This is a genomic window from Thermococcus sp. MV11, assembly GCF_012027285.1.
Taxonomy (GTDB): domain Archaea; phylum Methanobacteriota_B; class Thermococci; order Thermococcales; family Thermococcaceae; genus Thermococcus; species Thermococcus cleftensis.
The window spans coordinates 128,311-151,627 of sequence record NZ_SNUD01000003.1 but is presented as its reverse complement, the minus strand read 5'-3'; the positions used below and the strand labels follow the sequence as shown (position 1 = coordinate 151,627).

The following is a 23,317-nucleotide window of genomic DNA, read 5'->3' as shown; positions in this document are numbered from 1 at the left end:
CTATCGGTGAGGGCCTTTTAAAGGTTCTCGCGGTTGTTACCTCAGACAGGAGTTAAGCTTATATACCCCTCCGACTTAGTATAAATCGGTGATAGCGTTATGAGCGGTATCGAATGGAACGAAAAGACCTTTTCTCGCTTCGCCTACCTGAACGACCCGCGGATTGAAGGCAGCAAGGTAGCTTACACCCTGACGAAGGTGAACATGAAGGACAACAAGTACGAGAGCACAATCGTCGTTGAAGACCTCGAGACCGGCTCGAGGCGCTTCATCGAGAACGCCTCAATGCCAAGGCTCTCGCCGGACGGGAGAAAGCTCGCCTTCACCCGCTTCAACGAGGAGAAGAAGGAAACCGAGGTGTGGGTTGCCGATGTTCAAACCCTCAGCGCCAAAAAGGTTCTCTCAACCAAAAACGTCCGCTCGCTCCAGTGGAACGCCGATTCAAGGCGCCTCCTCGTTGTCGGTTTCAAGAGGAGGGACGATGAGGATTTAGTCTTCGACAGCGAAGTACCCTTCTGGTTCGATGGCATGGGCTTCCTCGACGGGGAGAAGACGACCTTCTGGGTCCTCGACACGGAGAGCGAGGAAGTCCTTGAGGAGATCGAGAAGCCGAGGTTTTCGAGCGGAATCTGGCACGGCGATGCCATACTCATGAACGTCCCGCACAGCGAGAACGGTAAGCCGACCCTCTTCAAGTTCCACGACATCTACCTCTGGAGGGACGGAAGCGAGGAGAGGCTCTTCGAGCGCGTTTCGTTTGAGGCCATCGACTCCGACGGGGAAAGGATACTCCTGAGGGGCAAGAGGGAGAAGAGGTTCATGAGCGAGCACGACTGGCTCTACCTCTGGGACGGGGAGCTTAGGGCCGTCTACGAGGGCCCGCTCGACGTCTGGGGGGCGAAGCTGACCGACGGGAAGGTCTACTTCCTAACTCCGGACGCTGGGAGAGTGAACCTCTGGCTCTGGGACGGGAAGGCCGAGAGGGTCGTTGTAGGTAACCACTGGATTTACGGGCTGGACGCGAGCGGGGGCAAAGCCCTGCTCCTGATAATGACGGCAACGCGCATAGGCGAGCTCTACCTCTACGACGGTGAGCTGAAACAGATAACCGACTACAACGGGCCGATATTCGCCAGGCTGAAGACCTTCGAGCCGAGGCATTTCCGCTTTAGGAGCAAGGACTTGGAAATAGACGGCTGGTACCTGAAGCCCGAGCTGAAGGAGAACGAGAAGGCCCCGGTTATAGTCTTTGTCCACGGCGGACCGAAGGGGATGTACGGCCACCGCTTCGTCTACGAGATGCAGCTGATGGCGAGCAAAGGTTATTACGTCGTCTTCGTCAATCCGCGCGGCAGCGACGGCTATACTGAGGACTTCGCGCTCCGGGTTCTGGAGAGGACTGGTTTAGAAGACTTCGAGGACATAATGAACGGCATAGATGAGTTCTTCAAGCTCGAACCCCAGGCCGATCGCGAGAGGGTTGGCATAACGGGCATAAGCTACGGCGGCTACATGACCAACTGGGCCTTAACCCAGTCCGACCTCTTCAAGGCTGGCATCAGCGAGAATGGCATAAGCTACTGGCTTACCAGCTACGCCTTCTCGGACATCGGCCTCTGGTACGACGTCGAGGTCATCGGCCCGAACCCGCTCGAAAACGAGAACTACCGCAGGTTAAGCCCCCTCTTCTATGCGGAGAACGTCAAGGCCCCGATACTGCTGATACACAGTCTTGAGGACTACCGCTGTCCCCTCGACCAGAGCCTCATGTTCTACAACGTGCTGAAGGACATGGGCAAGGAGGCCTACATAGCGGTGTTCAGGCGTGGGCCGCACGGCCACAGCGTCCGGGGAAGCCCGAAACACAGGGCGAAGAGGTACAAGCTCTTCATCGAGTTCTTCGAGAGGAAGCTGAGGAGGTACGAGGAAGGCTTTGAGGTTGAGAAGATACTCAAGGAAAGCTGAGGCCCATCTCTTTCAGCTTTTCCTTCAACCTTTTCCTGCTCCCCCTGAAGTAAAAAACGCACCACCCGTCCCTGCAGGCGATTTTGAACTCTCCATCAACGTCGTCGATGTCCCCTTCTAGCGGGACTACCCCGACGAAGCACCCCTTATCCCTGCAGATTTCGGGTTTCTCCGGCTTTAGAAGCCCCATATAAAGGGCCTCTCTCAGGGCGAAGAACTCGAAGGCGCAGCTGACTATCCCAAAGCGGTGGTTGTGCTCGAAGAGCCTGAGGAGAAAGGCGATGTAATCCTCATCGTTCAGGTCGTAGATGGGATCGGGCAATCTTTTCACGATTTCCTTTGGGACGGGCTTTCCCTCCAGGAACAGCGTTCCTGCCAGGTAGAAGGGAACGTAGGGATCGCCGACTTCAATGATGCGGACCCCACCTTTTTCCGCCTCCGCTATCAGCTCCTCCGCTCTATTGAACCCCGCAGTAACTCCCAGAAGAACGTACTTCCCGAGGAGCTCAAGGAAAGACTCTCCCCTGTATCTCACCAGCCCCTCCATGAGGTAGTTCCTCTCGAAGTCCCCGAGAACCTTCTCGAATTCTGCCCTGTTTCCCTCAACGAGAGCCTTGCTTGCCCTGACGATGAGGAGCCGATGGAAAAGATGCCTTTTTCGGTCTGTGACCATGATAACGCGCATGACGTGATTGTGTCCTCACGATTTAAATTATTTTCTCCCGGCGTAAAGCTCGCCCCTACTCAAACCTGGTTACTCCTGTCCCATTTTGACACGAAAGCGTTAAAAAGAGCACCCATCAACTGGATTGCTACGTCAAATAATCCGGAGGTCTGCTCATGTCGGGAAAGAAGGGTGAGAAAAAACTCTACTATCACGGCCTGAAGGAGCAGAAGAAGCTGGACGTTTCCAGGCTCAAGTACCTGTCGATTCTGATCTCAGTCATCGGCGTTGCCGTTCTGCTCGTTGCCGCCCAGAGCGCCCAGGCACCGCTCGTCAGGGTGAGCGACGTCTACGGCAACTACCTGATGAACTACGCCGTCGTCAGGATAAACGGAACGGTCGTTACGGTTCCCTACGTCTCCCAGACCGGCGGAAAGCTCGGCCTCACCTTCACGGTCGACGATGGAACCGGGCAGATCGACGTCCGCGTTTACTCCCCGCTGGCGGACGAGATGATACGGAAAGGCCTGGTTCCCTTCCCCGGCGACGAGATAACGGCGGAGGTTCAGCTCCGCGTGAGGGAGACCTACACCTACTCGATGCTTCAGTACCTCGACGGCCTGAATTTCCGCTCGAAACTCTACTCCGATAATCCGCCCATCGTCAAGTCCCTCAACGCCAACATGAGCGGCTCCTACGTGGCCGTTGAGGGCATCGTCACCGAGTTCTCCAACGTCAGTTCCGGGTACCTGCTGACCGTCGATACCGGCGATTCCTCCGTCTCCGTCCTCATTCCGAGGGTCCTCCTCGTCTTCAACAACCTCTCCGTCAAGGTCGGTGACACCCTCTACGCCCCGGGGATAGTCTACCTCTACAAGGGCACCTCGCCGGAGATAGTCGTCAGGGACCTCACCCAGCTGTCGATTACTCCCATCGAGGAGGCGCCGCTGGTGCCCATAGGCGAGGCACCCAACTACCCGGGGATGGTCATGGCCGTTGAGGGGACGCTCGCCGGAATAACCTACGAGAACGGCCGCTACGCCCTCACCCTCACCGATGGAAGCAGCTACCTCGACGCCCTCGTGCCGCGCGAGGTTCTCGCGAGCCTCAACCCCTTCAACGCCTCGAGCGAGAGCACGGTCAAGGTTGCGGGAAGAATGGGGGACGACGGCAGGCTCGTCGCGGCTTACCTCGAAGTCGTCAGCCCCGTGAAGCCCGAGTTCAGGCCGATAGGGACGCTGACCATCGACATGCGCGGCTCGTTGGTGGCGGTGAAGGGTAACATCGAGGAGGTTGACAGGATAGGCTCGAACCTCAAGCTGGTCATCGACGACGGCACCGGAAGGATGGACGTCTTCATACCCTCGGCCACCCTCGCCGAGCTGTCGAACGAGACCCTGGCCCAGCTCAAAGTCGGCCTCGGCGTGGAGGTCGGGGGCTACCTGGAGGAGTACCGTGGAAGGCTCGAGGTTGTCGTTTACACCGGAGAAGGGATCAGGGCCCTCGGAGAGCCGCTCCCGCCGGAGGAGATAGAGCTCCCGAGGGTGACCGCGGGTGAGCTCGGGGACTACGTTAACCAGCTCGTGGACTTCGTCGGCTCCATCGATGGGGTGACATACGTCAACGGCACCTACTACCTCACAGTGGACGGCATCAAGGCTTCTCTCCCGAGGGAGGCCCTGCTGAACCTCAACCCGCTCGAGGCCGGGACCGGAAGCCAGGTCACCATCAGGGGCCTCGTCATCGGGGAGGGCCTGGTGAAGGGCGAGAACCTCACCATAGAGGTGCCGATAGCCCCGATTCCGCTCAGGCCGGAGGAGGTCACGGTTGAGATGAGGGGAGAGCTGGTTGAGGTGGTGGGCAGGGTCACGGAGGTGGCCAACCTCAGCGGCAACCTCAAGATAACCATCGGCGAGCTGCCTGTCTTCGTGCCACGCTCAACCGCCAACGGGCTGACCTACGTCCCGGCCAAGGGCGACCTGGTGCGGATCGGCGGATACGTTGAGATATACCGCGACGAGCCCGAGGTGGTGCTCTTCAACCCGGCCTCGATCGAGAGGGTCGAGGAAACCGGCCCGAGGGAGGGCACGGTCTCCGAACTCGCGGACGCCACGGAGCCGCTCCTCCTGACGGTCACGTGGGACTCAATTGCCTACCAGAAGCCAGACTACGCCCTGACCTTCCACGACTCCACCGGAAGCGCAACCCTGCTCGTCGAGCGCTCCCTCCTGCCCAACCCGCTCGAGGCCGGAACCGGGAGCGAGCTGAGAATCGTAGCCGACCCGCTCTCCGGCAGGATAACTTCCCTCAACGTCACCAGGGCCAAGCCATCGCCGCTGGTCAGGACGGGCTCAATAGACCTCTCGATGAAGGGCAAGACCGTGGCCGTGAACGGGACGGTTTCGAGCGTCTTCACCCTCGGAAGCAACCTCAAGCTGACGGTAGATGACGGGAGCGGTGGGATAGCGGTCTTCATACCCGGCGGCGCCAACCTGAGCGTCGAGAAGGGCCAGAGCGTCACCGTAGCCGGCTACGTGGACGAGTACAACGGCGAGGCCGAGATCATCGTCTACGACCTCGATGCCGTGGTTATCGGGGAGGAACCCGTGGAGGGAATAGAGGAGATAACCGTCTCGGAGCTTCCGGACGCGACCGGTAGGGTGAACCTCACCGTCACCTGGGACGGGCTGAGCTACGACAATGGCTACGTCATGAAGGTCCACGACGACACTGGAAGCGCTGAGCTGTCAGTCTCGCGCGATGTCCTCCCGGATCCGAGGGAAGCGGGAACGGGAAGCAGGCTGAGGATAACCTACGATGCCGACGCCGGCGAGGTGGTTTCCATAACCGTCGTTGAAGCGGTTCCGGCGGAGGAATTAAGGACGGGCGACGTCACCCTCGACCTCCTCGGGAAGACCGTGGTCGTTGAGGGGACCATCACGGATGTCTACACCGGCAGCACCTTCGTCAAGCTGACCATCGACGACGGAAGCGGGGAGCTGGTGGTCTTCATACCGAAGAGCGTGGCAGGGGACTTAACCTTCAGCAAGGGCCAGACGGTTAGGGTCGCTGGTTACGTCGCCGAGTACAAGGGGGTCGTCGAGGTGATCCCCTACAGGGCCGACTGCATCGAGGTGAGGTGATGGCCATGCTCCCCCTCTCTGACCTTTTAATCTGGTCCCTCGCCGGTGTGCTCTTCGGCGCCCTCATATCCTGGATCCCGGGATTCCACATATTCAACATAATGGCCCTACTGGTGGCAGTCTTCGGCGTCGGCGAGCTGATGCCGGTCCAGGCCTTCCCCTTCTTTGCCATCGGCGCCATAGTCGCCTACGCCTACGTGAGCGCGATATCGAGCGTCTACTTCAGCGTCGCCGACGAGAGCGCCGTCTTCCTCCTCTTCCCCACACAGCGCTACCTCCTCCTCGGCAGGGGCCACGAGGCGGTCCTGCTCTACCTCATCGGAGCGGTAGCGGGGACCCTGTTCCTCGTGATCGGCGCGCTTTTCCTCTTCCCGAGGATCCTCCCGCCCATCTACCAGGCGACCAGTCCGTACATCACCTACTTCCTCGTTGCGATAGTGGTCTTCATGTTCATGAGCGAGTGGCCCAAGGAGGGAGACCGCGGAAAAACGCCGGCTGAGAGGCTCTGGCTGGCCTGGAGGCAGATATTCGGTGGAATCCTCGTGTTCTTCCTCTCGGGCCTGCTGGGCTTCATAGTGATGAACACCAACCTCCTGCCGACGACGAGCGCCTACACCCGCCTTACCCCGATGTTCATAGGCTTCTTCGGAATGTCCTGGGTGATACTCAACATACTCTCCAACCCGCCGATGCTCGAGCAGGTTCCCGACGACAGGGTCGAGAGCAGCCTCTACAACACCCTCAAGGCCAGCTTCGGCGGTGCCCTCGGAGGAACAATAGCGGCCGTCTACCCGATAATCACCGGAGGAATGGGAGCTTTGATAGCGGGCCACATGACGAGCCAGCGCGGAGACGACGCCTTCATCATAAGCCAGGGGGTGAACAGGGTCATCTACTACGTCGGAGCCTTCACGCTCCTCTTCCTGCCCCAGCTGAGGCTCACGAGGGGAGCCGCTGCGTGGCTCGTCAGCTCCATCTACACCCCCAAGAGCTACGCGGAGTACCTGGCCGCGATAGGTGCCATACTGCTCAGCGCGGGCATAAGCTTCCTCTTCACCTACTACCTCTCCAGGTTCATGGCGAGGAGCTTCAACGTCGTCCACATCAAGAAGCTCTCCTACGTGGTTGCGGTGACGCTCGTCGTGATAAGCTACCTCCTCACCGGCCCGATGGGGCTGGCGGTGCTCTTCGTATCGACGGCGATAGGCCTGATGGCGGCTGCCTTCAACACCAGGAGGAGCTACTGCCTCGGCGGACTCATCCTGCCCGTGCTCATCAGCATGACGGGCCACACCGGCTACTTCATGCACCTGCTCGGACTGGGGTGATGTGAGATGAGGGGATTCACCCACTACATCTCGGGCCTCGCGGCGGCGACCTTCTTCGCCGCCCTCGTCGGTGATCTAAGGCTGGGCATACTCATTCCGGTCATCGCGGCCGCCTCCGCCTACTTCCCCGACTTCGTGGACTTCAAGTTCGGAAAGTTCCTGGCGAGGAGGGACTACGAGATAGACCCCGCCCCCTGGGACGAGAAGAAGCACTACGCGCCGAAGCTCGTCAAGGTAAGCGAGCTGAGCGAGGAAAACCGCTACCAGTTCTTTGCCATCGAGGGAACGGTGGAGGATATACTCGTCAGGGGCTCCGGGAAGGTCTCCTACAAGGTCCTCCGCGAGGACGGAAGCGAGGAGACAGTCACGGAGGAGTACAACAGCATAGTCTTCACCCTCAACGACGGAACCGGGAAGATAACCGTCGAGGCCTTCGGCGACGACTACGAGTTCTTCGAGGAGGAGTTCGGAAAGATCGAGGAGGGCAAGAAGCTGCTTGTCTTCGGCTACGTCGATGTCGGAGAGGAGGGCCTCAAGCTCGTCGTCAGCGACGCCCCCCACCCGCAGGGCATAGCGGACACCATAGCGAGGGCCATCGAGGAGGCCTACCGCGAGGGCGAGAGGATAGTCAAGATACACAACATTCGCCTTCCTGGCGACGTTTACAGGCGCTTCCTGGTTCACCTCGACCCGCCCAAGAGGGAAGTCCGCGTCGAGATGGGGCCGATAGTAACGCCTGGAGGTGTCGCGATAGGTGGCGAAGTGCCCGAGTACAGGAAGTACGGCGTGGCCAAGGTGGGCGTGCCCTTCATCAAGACCTACCCCAAGCCCACGAGGATAGACTCCTTTTCGGGCCCGGAGATAGCCTTCAGGAGGGCCCAGTTCAGGGGCAAGACGGTCGTCAAGGACCGCTTCCTGCCCTGGCACCACGGCTTCAGCCACTCCCTCACGATGGGCATGATAATAGGCCTCGTCGTCTTCGCCTTATTCAAGCTGATTGGCTACGAGCACGCGACGGAGCTGGCACTCGCTTCGATGATCGGCCAGTGGCTCCACGTCTTCGAGGACCAGCTCGGCTTCATGGGGAGCAACCTGCTTCCTCCCATCACGAAGGACGTCGTTCCGGGCTTCAAGCTCGGCGAGAGCGGCAGTGGGCTTACCAACTTCTCGACGGCCTGGCTGATGATAGCCTTCATGATATGGAACTTCAACCGCTTCACCGACCCGAGGCCGATACCGATGAGCGACGCCAAGCTGCTGCTCCTCCTGGCCTGGCCGTCGATAGTAGGCTTTGCCATAGCGATAGTCAGGAGCTTCAGGCTTAGAAGGGAAATCTCCGAGCTCATGGACTACTACACGAACCTCGAAGCCTTTGAGGAGATGGAGGAGGTCGGAGGGATTTAATTCTTCCCTCCTTTGTTTTCCGGTTTTCTCGCCACGACGCCGAGCGCTTCCTCGACGCGCTTAACGCCAACGAAGCCCACTTTTCTTAACCTTTCCATGACGCCCCTCTGCAGGTCCTTCCTCCTGTACTTCTTCCCGGGGTTTCCGACGTAGTGGAACAGCCTTCCGCCGGGTTTGAGAACCCTGAAGAGCTCGCCGTAGAACTCCTCCGAGTAGAGCTGGCCGGCCAGAGAAAAGCGCGGCGGGTCATGGATTATCGCGTCAAAGCTCTCATCTCTAAAGCGTTTCACGACCTCGAAGGCGTCGCCCTGAATAACCTGAACCTTTCCCCCCGTGAAGAGTTCCCTGCTCCAGGGGTTTATTCTGGCAAGCTCAATCACGTTCGGGTCCTTCTCGATGGTTATGACGTACGCTCCCCTCTTCGAGGCCTCTATGGCCGTGTAGCCCAGCCCCATGCAGGTGTCGAGAACCGTTTCGCCCTCTTTCGGCTTCACCGCGTTCACCTTGTTCCTCGTGTCCTGGAGGGGGTTCACTTCCTTTGTCCTGTGCATTCTGATGCCGTTTATCTCAATCGTCGGCGGAATCGTCGGGACGAGCTTGTAGAAGTGCTCTCCTGCGATGGCGGCTTTGTAAACCCCACCACCTCTCACGAAGTAAACGCTCCCCTCGTCCCTCGCGATCCTCTCCAGGACGTCCCGCGAAACCCTCGTTCCGTCGGGGAAGATGAACTCCTCCCCCTCCCGTTTTATCTCCCACGCCCTGCTGGTTTTTCTAAGGTCAAGGTTGAGCTTAACGGTTCCCCCTGAAAAGAGCAGTCTCCTGGCTTCCCTCGCTGTCAGGAAGTAGAGCTCATCCATAACTCCCACCTTGCAGTGCTGGGGACGGGGGGATAAAAACCTAACCCACGACCCTCTCAAAGACGCGCTCGAGGTTCTTGAAGGCTATGGCCTCGACCTCTTTCTCGCTGAAGTTCTCCCTCAGCCTCGCGAGGAGTGCGGGAATCCTTGACTCGTCCTCAAAACCTTCAACGCTCCTCCCGCTCCAGCCTGGAAGGTAGTAGACGAAGTCGAAGCCCAGGCCAACGTGGCGGTAGCCGATGAGATCTGCCATGTAAATTATGTGTTCAACATATTTCTCCAGCGTCGGGTTCTCCCTGTCCACGAAGCCCGGTATCGCGACCGCTCCAACGACGCCGTCCCTCTCCGCTATCGCCTTCAGCTGCTCGTCCGTCAGGTTCCTTGGGTGGTCGCAGAGCTTCCTCGCGTTGGAGTGCGACGCTATGACGGGGAAGGAGGTCACCTCCAGCGCGTCCCAGAAGCCGGCCTCGTTTATGTGGCTGAGGTCGAGCACTATTCCAAGCTCCTCGGCCTTGCCAACGACCTCGACGCCGAAGTTGGTGAGCCCGCCGTTGGTTCTCTCGAAGACCCCATCGCCTATCGCGTTCCTCAGGCTCCAGGTGAGCGTCAGAACCCTGAGGCCGAGGCGATGGAAGACCTCGAGAAGGTCGAGGCTCTCTCCGATGGATTCCCCTCCCTCCAGGCCGAGCCATAGGGCGACCCTTCCCTCTCTGATGGCCTTCCCCATCTCTCCAACGTTTTTCACGAGCTCGAAGCGCTCGCTCTCCTCTACGTCCTTCAGAAAAGCGTTGAGGACCTCGAGGCCGTAAACAGTAGCATCGCCCCGCCTCTCTGGCCTCGTCCATATGGCCATGACCCTCGCGCCTATTCCCGGGGCGAAGAAGCGCCCGAAGTTCTCCTCCAGGACGCGAGTTTTTTCTGCCTTCCGCTCATCGTAAATAAGTGTGGGCAAATCGGAGTGTGCATCAAAAATCATCGGATCACCTCAGACGCTCTCCTCTATGGCCGCGACCTCGGTCAGGGCTTCCGCCTTGATTTCCGGATCTGGAATCCCCTCAACTACCTTTCTGGCATCTTCAAACTCGTGCCTCTTGGCCAGCTCAACCGCTATGGCCTTGAGTGCCTCGCTCCTCTTGCGGTTGTCCCGTATTTCCATGGCGAACTCAAGGGCCCGGGAGAGGCTGCCTATCTCAGTCAGCAGGCTGGCTATCTTTTGAACGTTTGCCTCGGTGAAGACGGGGTTCTCGCATTTTGCAAAGGCACGGTCCACTACATCTAAGTACTCGGAGTTGTTCACCCTCTTCATCCAGAAGGAGATCTCAAGTTCCCCGATTAACCTTGTGACTCCATGGTACTTCTTCTCTACTATCGCCAGGGCGTAGTGGTAGCGTCCCTTCAGCAGGGACTCCCTCACTTCGGGCAATCCAACTTCGTAGACGGTCTTGGCCAGATCGATTTTCTTCTCAACAACCGCCGCGCGCTGGTTCACGTGGAGTTTGTCAAATATATCAAAGGCCATCTTGTAGAACTCCAGGGCTTTGCTCGAGGGAAGCGCGTCTCCGGCCTTCTCCATCAACTCGGCTATTCTTATTATCCCGTCCACCTTGTGGGTGTAGGGTATCTCGGCCCCTATTATCGTGTCAAATGCGACGTTGAAAACCTCCAGGGCGCTCTCAGGGTAGCCCCCAACGGCCAGATGGTAGGCCAGGGTCGAGAGAACGATTCCTTTTTCTATCGGGTTCTTTATGTCGTCGGTTATGTCGAGGGCCCTGCCGAAGAAGTCCATGGCGTCGTCTTCGTATCCTATTATCCCCAGGGCTGATGCTATGACAGAATACGCCACGGCCTTCTGGGCCGGATCCTTGAGCTTCTTAGCTATGTACATTGCGTCCTCTATAAGGCTGGGTATCCAGTCCTCCGGTCCGCCCCTCTGATGAATGACAACAGCGATGTCCGTCAAAACCTCTACCCTGTCCATTGGGTCCTCCAGTTCTTCAACCTCGGAGAGAGCTTCATCATAATAGCCCCTGCGAATGAGCATCTCTATCTCTTCTCGCGTCGTCATACTAACTTTTTGATTCGTTCTAAATCCTTATAAAGGTTTGTTGGTTATCCCCAACCATGGCAATGCTGACGATGGCTCTGTACAACACCTACGACCCGAAGAGGCTCCACGAGGCCCATCTCCGCGCCATAGCCCGCGCTGGCCCGATAGCTTACGCTTACGGCTTTCATCTGGCCCTCGTTGGCTTTCCGTTCGAGGGCAGGCCCATAGATGTCGCGGAGGAGATAAGCGGCCACACCACGATAGGCGAGGGTGGGAGGTACCTCCTCGAGCTGGCCGAGGGGAACAGGTTTCACCTCCTCGACTTTCCTAGGAGGGGCTTCCCGCCGCAGTTCGGAACGCCAGTTGCCACCACTAGAAAACCCAGTGATGAGAAGGAGATAACGCCCCTTGAGCTTGCCGAGAGGGCGGTTCGTGGGGAGAGCTTTCTGCTCCTGATAGGTCTCGGCAGGCATGGCCTTCCGAAGGAAATCTTTAAGTTGGCCCGCTACCACATGGACGTAACGGGGAGAAGGGTGAGCCTTGAAACCTGCACCGCGATAGGTGCCATACCCGTGAGAATAAGCACGCTGATGGAGGCGCTGAAATGGAGGACTGGAAAAGGGACGCGGCGTGGGTACTGATAGCTATCATAGTGGTCTTCATCTTTCAGTTCGGCCTTAAGGTTGCCCTTCACACGGATTCGCCCCTGGTCATAGTGGTTAGTGGCTCGATGGAGCCGGTTTTCTACCGCGGCGACGTCGTGTTGCTGAAGGGCATAAGTGAGGAAAACATAGACGACGTTCACGTGGGCGATGTCATAGTCTACAAGCGCCCGGGCTATGAGTACCCGATAATCCACCGGGTGAGGGCGATAAGTGAGGTGAATCTCGGAGGTAAGACCGAGAAGTGCTTCCTCACATGGGGCGACAACAACTGGGCGCCCGACCCAGAATACCCGACCCCCTACGGTATGGTGCCGTGCGTCCCGGCCTACGCCGTCGAGGACAAAGCTTTGCTGGTGCTTCCGAAGATAGGACTCATACCGCTGGAAATCCGGGAAAGCCTGGGCCTGGGATGATGTGAGGGTAGGTATCTGATCCGTGATGAGCTAATCGGCCCCTGACCTTACGAAAGACAAGGGGGCTCCGCCCCCTTATCTCTCTGTACTCTTAAACCCCCGGAGTGGGGCTTCGCCCCACGACCCCGCTTTTTCTTAAAACTCCGGGGGGCTTCGCCCCCACACCCCCACGAACCCTGCCTAACAAATTCTTGATGAAAATCTGCTGCAAAGAGCTACGAACTCTTTGGTGGAGCTTTGTCAAAGCTTGCTTCGTACCCTCAAACCTTTGAAATTTCTCTGCTTCTTTTGTGGGAGTCGTGATTCTTATTGAGTTTGTCTGGTTAATTTTGGGTTTACTTGACTTGGAGCTTTTTTGGGAACTACTCCATAATTGGTTCGTGGGGGGGTTTCTATTCCCAGCGCCCGAAGGGCGCTTATCCAAAAAGCAAACCCCTATCAAAAACGAGCGTTGGTAGAGGTTCAGAAAATAAAGAAAACCCCACTCAAGAGATCTCCACGAAGAAATCACGAACTTTGATGAAACTTTGCCTCCGCAAAGTTTCTATCCGCTCAGTGGTGACCGCTCTCCTCATCGTCACCTCGGAAGGGCTTGGGCCTCATCATCGCTGGGCTTAAAAACTTGCTCAACCTTTTAACCTTGGTGGTCGTGATGAGGTTCATTCCACTCATAGTTGCCCGACCCGAGGTTCAGATGGCGATAGACGAGGCGATAATGCGTGCCAGAATAGAGGGGAAGGTTCCTGACACCGTTAGACTCTACGCCTTCTCGCCGAGTTCGGTAACTATCGGCCGATTCCAGAGTGTAATACACGACGTGAACCTCGAGGAGGCCAGAGCGCTTGGGATTCCAGTCGTTAGGCGCATAACTGGTGGAGGAAGCGTCTTCCACGACGAGTTCGGGGAGATAACCTACTCGGTGGTCGTCCGCGAGGACCACCACCCAATGCTCAGGAACGTCGAGGATAGCTATCGCTATTTAGCGGGCCCGCTGGTAGATGCCCTCAGGGAGCTCGGCCTGAACGCCGGCTTCTCTGGACTGAACGATATCGTCGCCAACGGCAAGAAGATAAGCGGCTCGGCCCAGACGCGGAGAAAAGGGATAATCCTTCAGCACGGCACATTCATGTACGCGACGCGCGTTGAAGTCCTCGCGAAGGTTCTGAGGGTTTCCAAAGCAAAGCTCGCCGACAAGGGCGTTTCAAGCATCTGGGAGCGCGTCACAACCCTTGAGCGCGAGGGAGTACGGCTGAACCGCTGGGAGGCCTACGAGCTGTTGAAGGACAAGTTCTTTACCGCGTTCGAGCTGGAAGAGGGGGAGCTAACGAATTACGAGCTTGAGCTGGCGGAAAAGCTGATAGAGGAGCGCTACGGAAACCCCAAGTGGAACGAGATGCGTTAGCTCAAGGCAGTTTCCGTTCCTTTTCTATCTCGAACTTCCCGGCCAGCTCGTAGAACAGCTCGTCTTTGCCAAGCTCTTTCCTCAGTTTTCTGAAGTTTTCCCCAAGCCTCGGAAGCCTGCCCTTTGAGCGTTTCAGCATCGAGTTGCCTACCTCAACCGCGAAGCGTAGGTATTCTTCGCCTACCAGTATTCTCCCGTCCCTGCCGAGCGGGGCCGTCAAATACTCGGTGGCGTTTATCTCGACGAGGTAGCGGTTTGAAATTACCTTGAAGGTCGTGTACTTGAAGCCGCTCGCCAGGCCGAGCTCGTGCAGTCTCTTTGCCTTCTCCAGGTCCTCGGCGACGACGTGGAAAATCGGGGGCTGGCTCTTGAGGAAGATGAGTCCTTTTTCTGCCTTTTTGAGCGCTTCATCTGCCTCTTCAAACGTCATCTCGCGGTGAACCTTTATCAGCCACCTTGAGAGGGGTTTCGCGCCAAGGGCCGGTTCTTCGAGGATTCCAATCCTCCCCGAGCAGGAGGAGGTGGTGTAGATTCCCTTGATGGAGTTGATGAGCAGGAGAAGGTCTATAATGTCCTCGTCTACTTTTCCATCTCTCATCGCCGTGAAGAGACTCGTGAGCGCCTCGCGCTTGGCTTTCATCTCTAAACCTCCGTACCGTTTTCGTTTTGGTGAAAGGGACATTAAGCCTGGGATTGGGGTAAGTAAAAGGTCTCTGCTCCCTCTTTCAGCCCGTTCCGTCGAAAACTTTATAAAGCTAACCCAAAAGCTTAAGCTGGACGTGGCCGGGGTGGTGTAGCCTGGTCAGCACAGGGGACTGTGGATCCCCTAGCCCGGGTTCAAATCCCGGCCCCGGCCCCATAACAACATTTCTCCCGGAATAAAACGCTTCCAAAGCCAACTCCAGCAAACGCGACATGTTAATGCCCTCTTTCCTTGCAAACTCAACCAAATCAGCCCGGATTCTCAGCGTTACATTACGCGTCTCTGAACGCTTCCGTACATTGCCCGTGTAAATGCACGTGCAGTTGCCCGTGTTAAGTCTCATAGCCTGACACCAAAAAGAGTGAAGAACCCCGATTTAAACAACTTTCGCACGCAGAAACCGGTGTAAGGCAAATGCCTTACACTGAAAGCCAAAAAATAATAAAGGGCATTAATCCACCTCGCCGTAAGCGAGAATGAAGAACGCCTCAAGGGCGGTGACGGAAGGAACCCTCACACAGTCCTGCCTCCTTGGGAACAGCACGTGCTCGAAGTACTCAACGAATATCCGAAGCTTAAGAGCACTCTCTAAATCAATCAACCCCCGCTCAACAAAGTCGTCGAGGACGTGATTGAAGAGGTTCCTGGCATCAAGGAGAGCCTCGCGGTCTGCATAAGTCCCAATCAGCAGGGAGTAAACCTCCCGCCAGAACTCTTTTGGCACGTCAAGTTCGCTCAAACGCTCAACCAGTGCCCCAGCCACCTTCTCATGGACCTCCTCAAGGTTTAGGCTTCCAATTTCCTGGAAGAGTTTGGATACAACCACTCCGACCGCTTCCATCGCCAACCACCAACACCCGCCCTGCAGGACGAGCAATTAAACATAACTCTTGACCACTGAGTGAAGTCATTAAGAAATCCCCCTTTGGCTCGAGTTATCAAATTTGATAACTCGGAAGCCCCCGAGTTTCATTTTTTGCAACTCGTGAAGTGTAAAAGAAGGGCGGAGAGGGCCTCTTTTCATTGGGCTGTTTTCATTAATTTTTGCATTTGAATGCGAGTTGCAAAAAATGCAACGCATAAACTTGTACATTCACTAAATCACACCCAAAAAAGAAGGCACGAGAAGGCTTGAATTGGCTGAAAAACGATGCTAAAACAAAAAGTCTCACGAAAGGTGCGATACAGCGCTTTCCCATAATTTCCGGGCAACCCCCTTGGGCGGTTTGTGGCGCGACGTTGGAGTGAAAGAGCCTCCAGGAAGCCTCTTTTTAAACTGGGTGTACAGAAATGTGCTCTTAGAGATGCAGGTGTAAGGCGTTTGCCTTACACCAAACCGTTCGCAAAAAGTTGGTGAAGAAATCGAGGGGGTTCAAAGAAGGCCTTCAATCAGCTTGTAATCCTCCTCCGGGATTTCTCTCATTGCCTTGCCCATTAAATGCCCGCTCCAGCGCTTCTTGTTGGTGATGAACTTCAGCTTTGGGATGAGCGGCTTGAAGTCAAGTTCGCCGAGCTTTAGGGGCTTGATCTTGACCCTAAGGGGGTAAGTTTCGTTTAGATGTGGTGGAGACTTGAAAATTTTTGTTGAGTCTGTGTAAGGCTCACTCACGACCTCAAAGATGCCGACGATTTTGGGTTCGAGAACTTCTTTGTTCTTTCTCTCCTGCTTGACGTAAAAGACGAGCCTGTCGCCAGGTTTAACCTTGGCGATGGTGTTCTTGTGTCTCTTAGCCACGCCCCAGACGTTCTTCTTTTTGACAACCTCCCAGTTGTCGCGATTGGTGATGCAGAGCCAGTACTTCATTTCAAACCACCGCTTTTACTGTTGTCTTTGATACACATATCTTTTGTGGATTACCACCACAAGGACTCCAGTGGGAATAATTATCAGAGCCCACAATATCACAGTTGTTACGTAATCAACTCCCAGTTCAAGCTTCGCATAAGTTATGGAGCCAGCAATGACTTTTCCGGTGCTTTCTCCTCTCCAACATACGGGAAAAGAACACTTTTTGCCCACAATCTTGTATTCCTTCGGGCCAAGTTTAAACTGAGTTGTCCCCTCTTTTCCAGTCTCATTAACCACAACACGCCGGGGTGAATCATACCTTTCAGGGAACCTTTCCATGAGATACGTGCTCAGCACCTCCACGGTTGCACCTGAAACAGGCTCGTTGCCTTTAACGACTTTAACAACAAGCGTTCCCCTTTCGATGTACTCGTCTGAGACATCTTCCTTGTGATCGGGATTTGCGAGATCATAAGCCTCGACATATGAGAAATTCTTAAGCTGGCCAAACTGCTTGGGATTCACGATGACAGGATTCTCGGGATTGCTTGGGTCGAATATTATTTTATAATTTCCCACATAATACTCAGCCCAAGTGTGATCTTCTCCAGGGGCTCTTACGATTCTCGCCTTAACTCCCTCTTGGTTCATTAGGTACACAAAGACCTTGGCGTACTCTTCACAGTTTGCGAGTTTTGAATGGAGAACCCACTGAGGGGGAACGGGAAAAGAGTTAAAGGGTCTGAACAGGTGAAGTTCACCCTGATTATTATGATAAAAACCGTATCCAGCCAATAACTTCTCAATGAGCGACATATTCTCAGGTTGTACAAAGTAAGGATTCGCAAAGTTTTGCTGTTCCCACGAGTATATTCTTAAAGCAAGTTCGTTTGGGTTCGTTGTGTTTAGACCAATTTGATCGAGGACTTCACTCATTATTTTGTCTCCTCTGATAAATTTGTAAGCTTGTGGAATGGTGATAAGTACCAAAGATATGACCACATATGCCATAAGGGTTTTCATGATCACTCTTGTGAATTTCTTCAGAGCATATTTAAGAGTGACTTTCCGGATGTCTGGCTCCTTTGAATCCATTTTTACGCTCTTCCCCCTTTTCTTTCTCCTCCTTTTCTTGTGGGGGCTTGTCTCTTCGTTTCTCGAAGGCGTAATACACGAGGCTGTTTAACAGCGTAACTCCAACAATTGATCCAAACGCTAATTCAACAGACCAAACTTTGATGTCATATATCTTCCTCTCAATATTCACAAGAGACATGTTAAGTTGCTGTATCTGCTGGTTGAGAATCGTTATATTCTGCTTTATTTGGATAAGCTCCAAGTTTGTGACGTTTACAGTTACATTCTCATAGAGGGTTTTGTAATAATCCCTTTCTCTGGTGACGTTTTCAAGAGTCTGATTCAGTCCCTGTAATTGTTGCTGAAGGAGAGATAAATTCGCTTCACACTCTGCAAGCTCATTGTTTGATGTCTGAGAGGTCTGTTGTGGAGAAGTTTGCGGGTCACCCGCCAAAACAAAGGATACAAAGAGGAGTAAAATCAAAAACGTCAGGGATACCATCCTTTTCTCCATCCCATCACCTCATACCATTTTCCTGTGGAGTTTCATCATTACATTGTCTTCCAATTCTTTGGCCCTCTCCCTTGGAAATGCCTTTTCAACTTCCATCCAGAAGGCGGAGGAATGATACGTCGTCTCTGCCTTCAAGTGTGCAAGTTCATGGACGAGCACGTAAAGTATCTCTTCCTCCTCCAGCTTAAGGACCGAAGGGTCGAGGGTAATTGTGCCATACCTGAATGAAACCCTGGCGATTGAGGTTTTCAATGGTCTAACCTTGACTTTAACCTCTCTGTGGCAGTCAATAAGCCTTTTGGCCTGCTCAAGCAGCTCCTCCAACATGCCTGCGCACCTCTGGAACAATGGACTCCTCCACGAGCCTGTCGATCTCCCTCGAAAGTTCCAGGTATTTCCCGAGGTCGTCCTCTGTAACGGCTTCCATGATGTCCTCAAAGAGTGCACTTGAGAGTCTTCTAACCGTTCTCGGATTTAGCTTTCTGATGCGCTTGAGCTCCCTCTGGAACCTCTTAAGCTCAACGTTCTCAAGCCCCAGATAATTTGAGGCGTAGAACTTAACCGACTCAACGAGGGACTCCTGCCATGTTCTTCCTGCCTTCTTCTTTTCATACTCCTCGGCCTGCTCCTCAAGGAGCTTCACCTGCTTTGCAAGGGCCTTAAGGTCCATATTCCTGTTGAGCCACTCCTCAAGGAGACGGTTGAGCCTCTCAAGGATGGCCTTGTAAACGGGGTCGTGGGCGTTGTCTTCCGCCTGATAATACAGCTTATAGAAGCGCGCAACAATCTCGAAGGACGCCTCTTTTCCAGAAAGCTCGCCGAGCCTTACCTTGACGAGCTCCCTCATCGGCCCGACTTCCATATGCTCGTGGACGAAGCGGAGCAAATCGTCCCAGAACTTGCTCTTTTTACCCGTGAATCCAACGAGGCGGACGAAGGCAGAGTAAACCGCACCAACCGCCACCATGTCGTCCATGTAAGCGAGCCTCGCCGGGTGTGCCCCAAGGGAGCGGTACATTGAAACAACTTCACGCAAGTCGTTGAAGAGCCTCACGGCATTGGGCTCGTTGCCCTTGAAGTCGAGTGCGATCGGTGCGAGTATATTACGAACCCTGTCCACCTCCCCCTCAAGCTCCTTCCACCTGCCCTGTTTCCGGAAAGCCTTGAGAACATCGACCTCGATACCAATCCTTGAGAGCTCTTCCTTAACGCTCTGGAGTTTGTCCTCGAACTCCTTCACCTTCTCTTCAATGCTCCTCGCAAAGTTGCGCTGGAAGTCCTCAAGCACCTTCGGGTCCTGCTTTGCCAGCATCTCGTAAATGCTCTTCACGCGGATTACCGCGGGCAAGAGGCCAACGCCATCCACCACCAGCCCAGTCTCCTTGTTTGGGTAAGGCCGGTTCACCCTCGTGACCGCCTGGAGGAGCCTGTGCTCGAAGATGGGCTTGTAAAGGTACATGACCCTCAAAATCGGCGCATCGAAGCCCGTTAGGAGCATGTCGGTAACGATGAGAACCTTGGGATAATCCTCCTCCTGGAACCGCTCAACGATGAGCCTGTTGATGCCGTCGTAGTCCCTCTTCTGGAACTCCCTTCTCGTCTTGAGCCACCTCTTGAACTCCTCGATTACCTCGCTCGTCTCGTTGTGCTGGTAGGTCATAACGACCTCGGAAAGCCTTTCCGCGTTCTCGCAGAGCCCTCTGAAGTGCTCGGCAACCTCAACTTTCCCCTCCTTTTCGAGCTCCTCAACCCTGGAGCAGAAGTAATCCCTAAACGCCCTGTCGAGGGCTTTCTTGAAGTGCACGCAGGCCTCCCTGTTCACTGCGACGACCATCGCCTTGAAGCTGAAACCCATAGTGTCGTCATAAATCCTCTTGGCGATGTATTCGGCAAAGCGCTCGATTTCCTTGGGGCTCTCAAGGAAGACCCTCGACTTTCTGAGCTCTTCGGCGAGTTCCTTTGAGCTCATCTTCAGGCCCTTCTTTCGGCCCATGAGGAAGGCCTCGACCTCCTCGGGGTCGTTGAGCTGGTAAGCATCGATGAACGCCTTGAGCTTGTTCTCGTCGAGGGCAATTGAGACGCCTTCCTCCTCAATGACCTCGTGGGTTATGTCGAGGGTGAAGCCGTCCCTGATGGAGTTGCTTATGAAGTAAACGTCGAGGAAGTACTCGCCGTCTTTGGGGTAAGCGAACTCCTGGAAGGTGTTTCTGCTCCTCTTGAATATCGGCGTCCCTGTGAATCCGAAGAACATTCCCCTCGGGAAGAGAGCCCTCATAACTGCGGCAAGCCGGCCATACTGGGTTCTGTGGGCCTCGTCGATGAGGAAGAGGACCTCAGGCTTTTTAACGGCCTTCTCGGCCTCGAACTTCTCCTCACCTTTGACTTTCCTCACCCTTACCAGGTCCTTGAACTTGCCGTACTGGAACTTCTGAATCGTTGTTATGTGCAAACCGGTGGGGATAACCCTTCCGGTTTCCTCGCTCTTCATCATCTCCTCGATGCGCTTCCTCAGTTCGGAGATGTTCTTTATGACATCAAAGTGTTCCCTGAACTCCCTGTCTTCAACCGCCTCGAAAACACCGGAGTGTTGCTCCTTGAGGTCGGTCCTGTCCACGACGAAGAACACAACGGGGTTCCGCCCCTTGTACCTGTTGAGAAACCAGTTCGCCACGAAGAACATTATAAACGTCTTCCCGCTCCCCTGCCACTGCCAGACAAGGCCGTTCCTCTTCTCGCCCTCCAGGGAGAGGTATTCCTCGATTCTCTCGATAATCCTCTTCGTTGCCCTGTACTGGTTCCACCTCGCGATGACCTTAATCCTTTTCGCGCCCCTCTCGTTCTTCCTGAAGAAGAAGGTGTAATACCTTAACACGTCGAGGAGCCTTTCGGGGGAGAGGAGGTCGAAGACATCGGGCCTTTCCTCGTTCGGATACCTCCACTCGAAGGAGGGAGCGCCTCCAGATTCCCTCGGCATCGTGGGGGTGTAAAGCTGCTTATCACCGTATGCCACTCCAAGCTGGACGAATCGGAAGAGTGGCTTGGAATATCTCTCATACCTCCTTATCTGGGTTAAGGCCTCCTCTTCCGTGCCATGAACCTTCGACCACCTTCTCCAGTCGATGTCCTCAAGCTCGATGATGCCCTTGGCCTTCGCCTCGATGATGACGACTGGAATGCCGTTTATGAAGAGAGTAAAGTCGGGCTTGATGTTCTCGGGAAAGCCTGGATACTTGGCTTCATGAAGGAAGAAAAAGACGTTGTTGGCTGGATTGTCGTAATCAATGAGAATAACCCTGTCGTGCCTGCCCAGGGACGTGAGCGGAAGACCGTACTTGATGTATTCCAGCATCTCAACCTCGTCGGCCTTTTCGAGGTTGCCCCTTATCTCCTCCCAGACCTTCTCCTCTTCCTCCTCAGTCAGGTTGGCAAAGAAGCCCCTGTTGAGCTCGCGTATCTTCTCCTCAAGGACGTTCCAGAGAAGGAAGCTTCCGAGCGAGCCTTCAAGCCCGCTGTACTTTGAAACCATCTTGTGCTCCTCAATCCCGAACTTCTCGTTGCCGTCCTCCCAGCCGATTCGGAGAAGGTTCTCCTTTATCTCCCGATGAACGGCGGACTCAGGTATCAGGGCCATACCCTTTCACCTCTGATCCGGATGACAACTCCTCAAGGGAACTAATAAACTTATCCAGCCCCGAACTCCTCAGGCCCCTTTCTCCAAGGATTTTTTGAACGCTTATCATCTTCTCAAGAAGAAGGTCCGCAAGGTGTTCAAACCTCTCCCGCTCGATAACTTCCTTCTGAGCATTAACCTCCTCCAGAACAATGCCGAAGTCAATTCCAAGCTCAAGAAGCCTTAATATGTCGTCAATGTCCTTTGAACGGCCCAGGGAGGTGACACCCTTGAAGAGAAAGATGTCTTCGGGGGAAACGAGGTGGACCTTAAGCTTCTCCAGCCCTTTGAACTCGTTAGGAATGAAGGCTCTCTTCATGATGCCCTCCGTGAGGGTTATTCCCCTCAAGACCCTTCTCACGAAAACGTCAAGGTTGAAATCCTCCAGTTCAGGGTCCAGCTTCCTGTAAACCGAATAAGCCCCAAGCTTTTTCCTGTACTCGTGCTCAACGACCTTAATGTAAATAACCAGCCCCCTGCTCGTCCTCAACTCCGGCGATGGGTCCGTGAGAACCCTCTCCAGACGGTTCAAGGCCCCAGCGTTCTCGACGACAACGTCAACGTCGGCCGTTGCCGGTTTAATGCCCCTCAAAGCGAGGTTTCCGCCCCCGATGAGGTAAAGGCGAATCACCTCCGAGCCCATGAGCCGGGCCTTCTCATCGAGCAGGGCAAACTCTTCAACCAGCCTCTCCCTTGTTATCATCGCGGGAACCTCCAAAGTATTGACGGCAGAGCTCTTCGACCTCCTCGCGAGAGGGGAACGGATACGGCTTATCCACACCGCTGAGGTATTCAAGCAGTTCCCCAACGATATCGGAGACATCGAATTTGGCCGCGAGCCTCTTGAGTTTGCGCTCATCAAAGCCCTTTCCCCTGAGGAGAACGATGGAGTAAAGCAGACCCCTCGTGTCCCGGCCAAGCTTCAACGCATGAACGATGACCTCTTCGAGGCTGAGCTTTTGCCCGGGCCAGTAATAATGATAAACTCCCGATGAGATTAGCGGGAGCCCAAAGTCCGCGAACCGAGCCAGACCGGTGAGCTGAAACTCGCCGACGCTTTTTCCTTTAAAGGAGCTTGTGGCAAGGATCAGCTCTTCAACACCACTCCAGACGACGGAGGCGTTTGGGTCGAGTTCTTTCGCCTTAATCGAGTTCTGGAGGTAAAAGTATTCATCCGCGAAGGCCTTGAAGGGGGCAAAGCGCTCGCTTACGAAGTAACCCTCCTTTTTCCTTCCCACAACCAGCGGTTCCATGAGCCCGTTGAGAACCCTGTGAAGCGTTGCCCTGCTCACGTTGGCCTTCAGCTGAACGAGCCAGAAGGGCTGAGGTTTTTCAACTTCGAGGGCCGAAAGGACTTTGAGACGGCTTCCGGTTAGAATGTCCTCCATTTTGACGTGGGGGTACCCCAGCTTTATGCTTCTGAGGAGGTGGTTCACCCTGTTCTCAGCGGGCTTAACAACCATCGGCTTCTTCCCCTCAAGCTCGACGAGGCCCTTCCCCTCAAGGGAGTGCAGGAGGGCGGAGAGCGTGCCCTTCGAGAGGCCGAGCTTACTGGCTAACTCGGTCATTGTGATTGGTTCTTCAACTGCGAGGAGGACCCTAAGCTCGGCCTTCGTGAGTGTCATGTCTCAAACTTCCGAACGATTTTATAAAAACATTTGGGTTTTTGAGACATC

General features: G+C 55.1%; 20 protein-coding genes and 1 tRNA gene. 8 read left to right on the top strand and 13 right to left on the bottom strand.

The features are described 5' to 3' along the window. Positions 1-99: 99 nt before the first annotated feature. The gene (locus E3E27_RS08325; protein ID WP_167774200.1) at positions 100-1,965 is read left to right on the top strand and encodes a S9 family peptidase; all 1,866 of its coding nucleotides are present in this window, start codon (positions 100-102) and stop codon (positions 1,963-1,965) included. Here the strand turns inward: E3E27_RS08325 and E3E27_RS08320 are convergent. Next, positions 1,952-2,650 carry a hypothetical protein gene (locus tag E3E27_RS08320; protein WP_167774199.1) on the bottom strand — a complete coding sequence of 233 codons (699 nt, stop codon included), beginning with the start codon at positions 2,648-2,650 and terminating at the stop codon, positions 1,952-1,954. The two genes, E3E27_RS08325 and E3E27_RS08320, sit on opposite strands and share 14 nt — an antisense overlap. Positions 2,651-2,805: 155 nt before the next feature. Here E3E27_RS08320 and E3E27_RS08315 point away from each other — a divergent pair, with 155 nt between their 5' ends. From E3E27_RS08315 to E3E27_RS08305, 3 genes are read left to right on the top strand one after another with little or no spacing between them, the layout of a single operon-like run. After that, a complete protein-coding gene (locus tag E3E27_RS08315; protein ID WP_167774198.1) occupies positions 2,806-5,772 on the top strand; it encodes an OB-fold nucleic acid binding domain-containing protein in 2,967 nt (988 codons plus the stop codon). A 5-nt stretch (positions 5,773-5,777) separates the two neighbouring features. Then, complete coding sequence (locus tag E3E27_RS08310) at positions 5,778-7,100, top strand: tripartite tricarboxylate transporter permease (RefSeq protein WP_167774385.1); 1,323 nt, start codon at positions 5,778-5,780, stop codon at positions 7,098-7,100. A gap of 6 nt (positions 7,101-7,106) precedes the next feature. Further along, positions 7,107-8,504: a metal-dependent hydrolase gene (locus E3E27_RS08305; RefSeq protein WP_167774197.1), complete on the top strand. Its 1,398-nt coding sequence runs from the start codon at positions 7,107-7,109 to the stop codon at positions 8,502-8,504. On the opposite strand, the gene E3E27_RS08300 is transcribed toward E3E27_RS08305, so the two are convergent. From E3E27_RS08300 to E3E27_RS08290, 3 genes are read right to left on the bottom strand one after another with little or no spacing between them, the layout of a single operon-like run. Next, on the bottom strand, positions 8,501-9,361 hold the full coding sequence (locus E3E27_RS08300) for a methyltransferase domain-containing protein (protein WP_167774384.1): 861 nt from the start codon (positions 9,359-9,361) through the stop codon (positions 8,501-8,503). The two genes, E3E27_RS08305 and E3E27_RS08300, sit on opposite strands and share 4 nt — an antisense overlap. Positions 9,362-9,401: 40 nt before the next feature. Next, entirely contained in the window at positions 9,402-10,337 is a 936-nt protein-coding gene (locus E3E27_RS08295) for a dipeptidase (protein WP_167774196.1), read from the bottom strand. A gap of 9 nt (positions 10,338-10,346) precedes the next feature. Further along, positions 10,347-11,426, bottom strand: coding sequence for a hypothetical protein (locus E3E27_RS08290; protein ID WP_240910703.1), 1,080 nt, complete (start codon positions 11,424-11,426; stop codon positions 10,347-10,349). 62 nt (positions 11,427-11,488) lie between these two features. On the opposite strand from E3E27_RS08290, the gene E3E27_RS08285 reads away from it, so the two are divergent. The 3 genes from E3E27_RS08285 to E3E27_RS08275 all read left to right on the top strand — a co-directional run bounded on the left by E3E27_RS08285 (position 11,489) and on the right by E3E27_RS08275 (position 13,888). Beyond that, positions 11,489-12,049 (top strand): DUF531 domain-containing protein, encoded by a 561-nt coding sequence (locus tag E3E27_RS08285; RefSeq protein ID WP_167774382.1) that lies wholly within the window; start codon positions 11,489-11,491, stop codon positions 12,047-12,049. Further along, a complete protein-coding gene (locus E3E27_RS08280) occupies positions 12,013-12,486 on the top strand; it encodes a signal peptidase I (RefSeq protein ID WP_167774195.1) in 474 nt (157 codons plus the stop codon). The genes E3E27_RS08285 and E3E27_RS08280 overlap by 37 nt, the downstream gene beginning before the upstream one ends. Before the next feature lie 652 nt (positions 12,487-13,138). Next, on the top strand, positions 13,139-13,888 hold the full coding sequence (locus E3E27_RS08275) for a biotin/lipoate A/B protein ligase family protein (RefSeq protein WP_167774381.1): 750 nt from the start codon (positions 13,139-13,141) through the stop codon (positions 13,886-13,888). A gap of 1 nt (position 13,889) precedes the next feature. Here E3E27_RS08275 and E3E27_RS08270 read toward each other — a convergent pair whose 3' ends face one another. Continuing rightward, positions 13,890-14,528 carry a hypothetical protein gene (locus E3E27_RS08270; protein WP_014789019.1) on the bottom strand — a complete coding sequence of 213 codons (639 nt, stop codon included), beginning with the start codon at positions 14,526-14,528 and terminating at the stop codon, positions 13,890-13,892. Between the two features lie 142 nt (positions 14,529-14,670). Here E3E27_RS08270 and E3E27_RS08265 point away from each other — a divergent pair. Continuing rightward, a tRNA-His gene (locus E3E27_RS08265) sits at positions 14,671-14,747 on the top strand. 295 nt (positions 14,748-15,042) lie between these two features. Here the strand turns inward: E3E27_RS08265 and E3E27_RS08260 are convergent. The 8 genes from E3E27_RS08260 to E3E27_RS08225 form a co-directional block, all read right to left on the bottom strand. Then, on the bottom strand, positions 15,043-15,432 hold the full coding sequence (locus E3E27_RS08260) for a hypothetical protein (RefSeq protein ID WP_167774194.1): 390 nt from the start codon (positions 15,430-15,432) through the stop codon (positions 15,043-15,045). 531 nt (positions 15,433-15,963) lie between these two features. Continuing rightward, positions 15,964-16,395: an EVE domain-containing protein gene (locus E3E27_RS08255; protein ID WP_167774193.1), complete on the bottom strand. Its 432-nt coding sequence runs from the start codon at positions 16,393-16,395 to the stop codon at positions 15,964-15,966. A gap of 15 nt (positions 16,396-16,410) precedes the next feature. After that, complete coding sequence (locus E3E27_RS08250; RefSeq protein WP_167774192.1) at positions 16,411-17,475, bottom strand: transglutaminase domain-containing protein; 1,065 nt, start codon at positions 17,473-17,475, stop codon at positions 16,411-16,413. Continuing rightward, entirely contained in the window at positions 17,435-17,971 is a 537-nt protein-coding gene (locus tag E3E27_RS08245; protein WP_042681846.1) for a hypothetical protein, read from the bottom strand. The genes E3E27_RS08250 and E3E27_RS08245 overlap by 41 nt, the downstream gene beginning before the upstream one ends. 9 nt (positions 17,972-17,980) lie before the next feature. After that, the gene (locus E3E27_RS08240) at positions 17,981-18,298 is read right to left on the bottom strand and encodes a M48 family metallopeptidase (protein ID WP_167774191.1); all 318 of its coding nucleotides are present in this window, start codon (positions 18,296-18,298) and stop codon (positions 17,981-17,983) included. Continuing rightward, a complete protein-coding gene (locus E3E27_RS08235) occupies positions 18,279-21,602 on the bottom strand; it encodes a type I restriction endonuclease subunit R (protein ID WP_167774190.1) in 3,324 nt (1,107 codons plus the stop codon). The genes E3E27_RS08240 and E3E27_RS08235 overlap by 20 nt, the downstream gene beginning before the upstream one ends. Beyond that, a complete protein-coding gene (locus tag E3E27_RS08230) occupies positions 21,586-22,344 on the bottom strand; it encodes a hypothetical protein (protein ID WP_167774189.1) in 759 nt (252 codons plus the stop codon). Before E3E27_RS08230 ends, E3E27_RS08235 begins: the two co-directional genes overlap by 17 nt. Continuing rightward, positions 22,319-23,266 (bottom strand): MarR family winged helix-turn-helix transcriptional regulator, encoded by a 948-nt coding sequence (locus E3E27_RS08225; RefSeq protein ID WP_167774188.1) that lies wholly within the window; start codon positions 23,264-23,266, stop codon positions 22,319-22,321. Before E3E27_RS08225 ends, E3E27_RS08230 begins: the two co-directional genes overlap by 26 nt. Between the last annotated feature and the right edge of the window lie 51 nt (positions 23,267-23,317).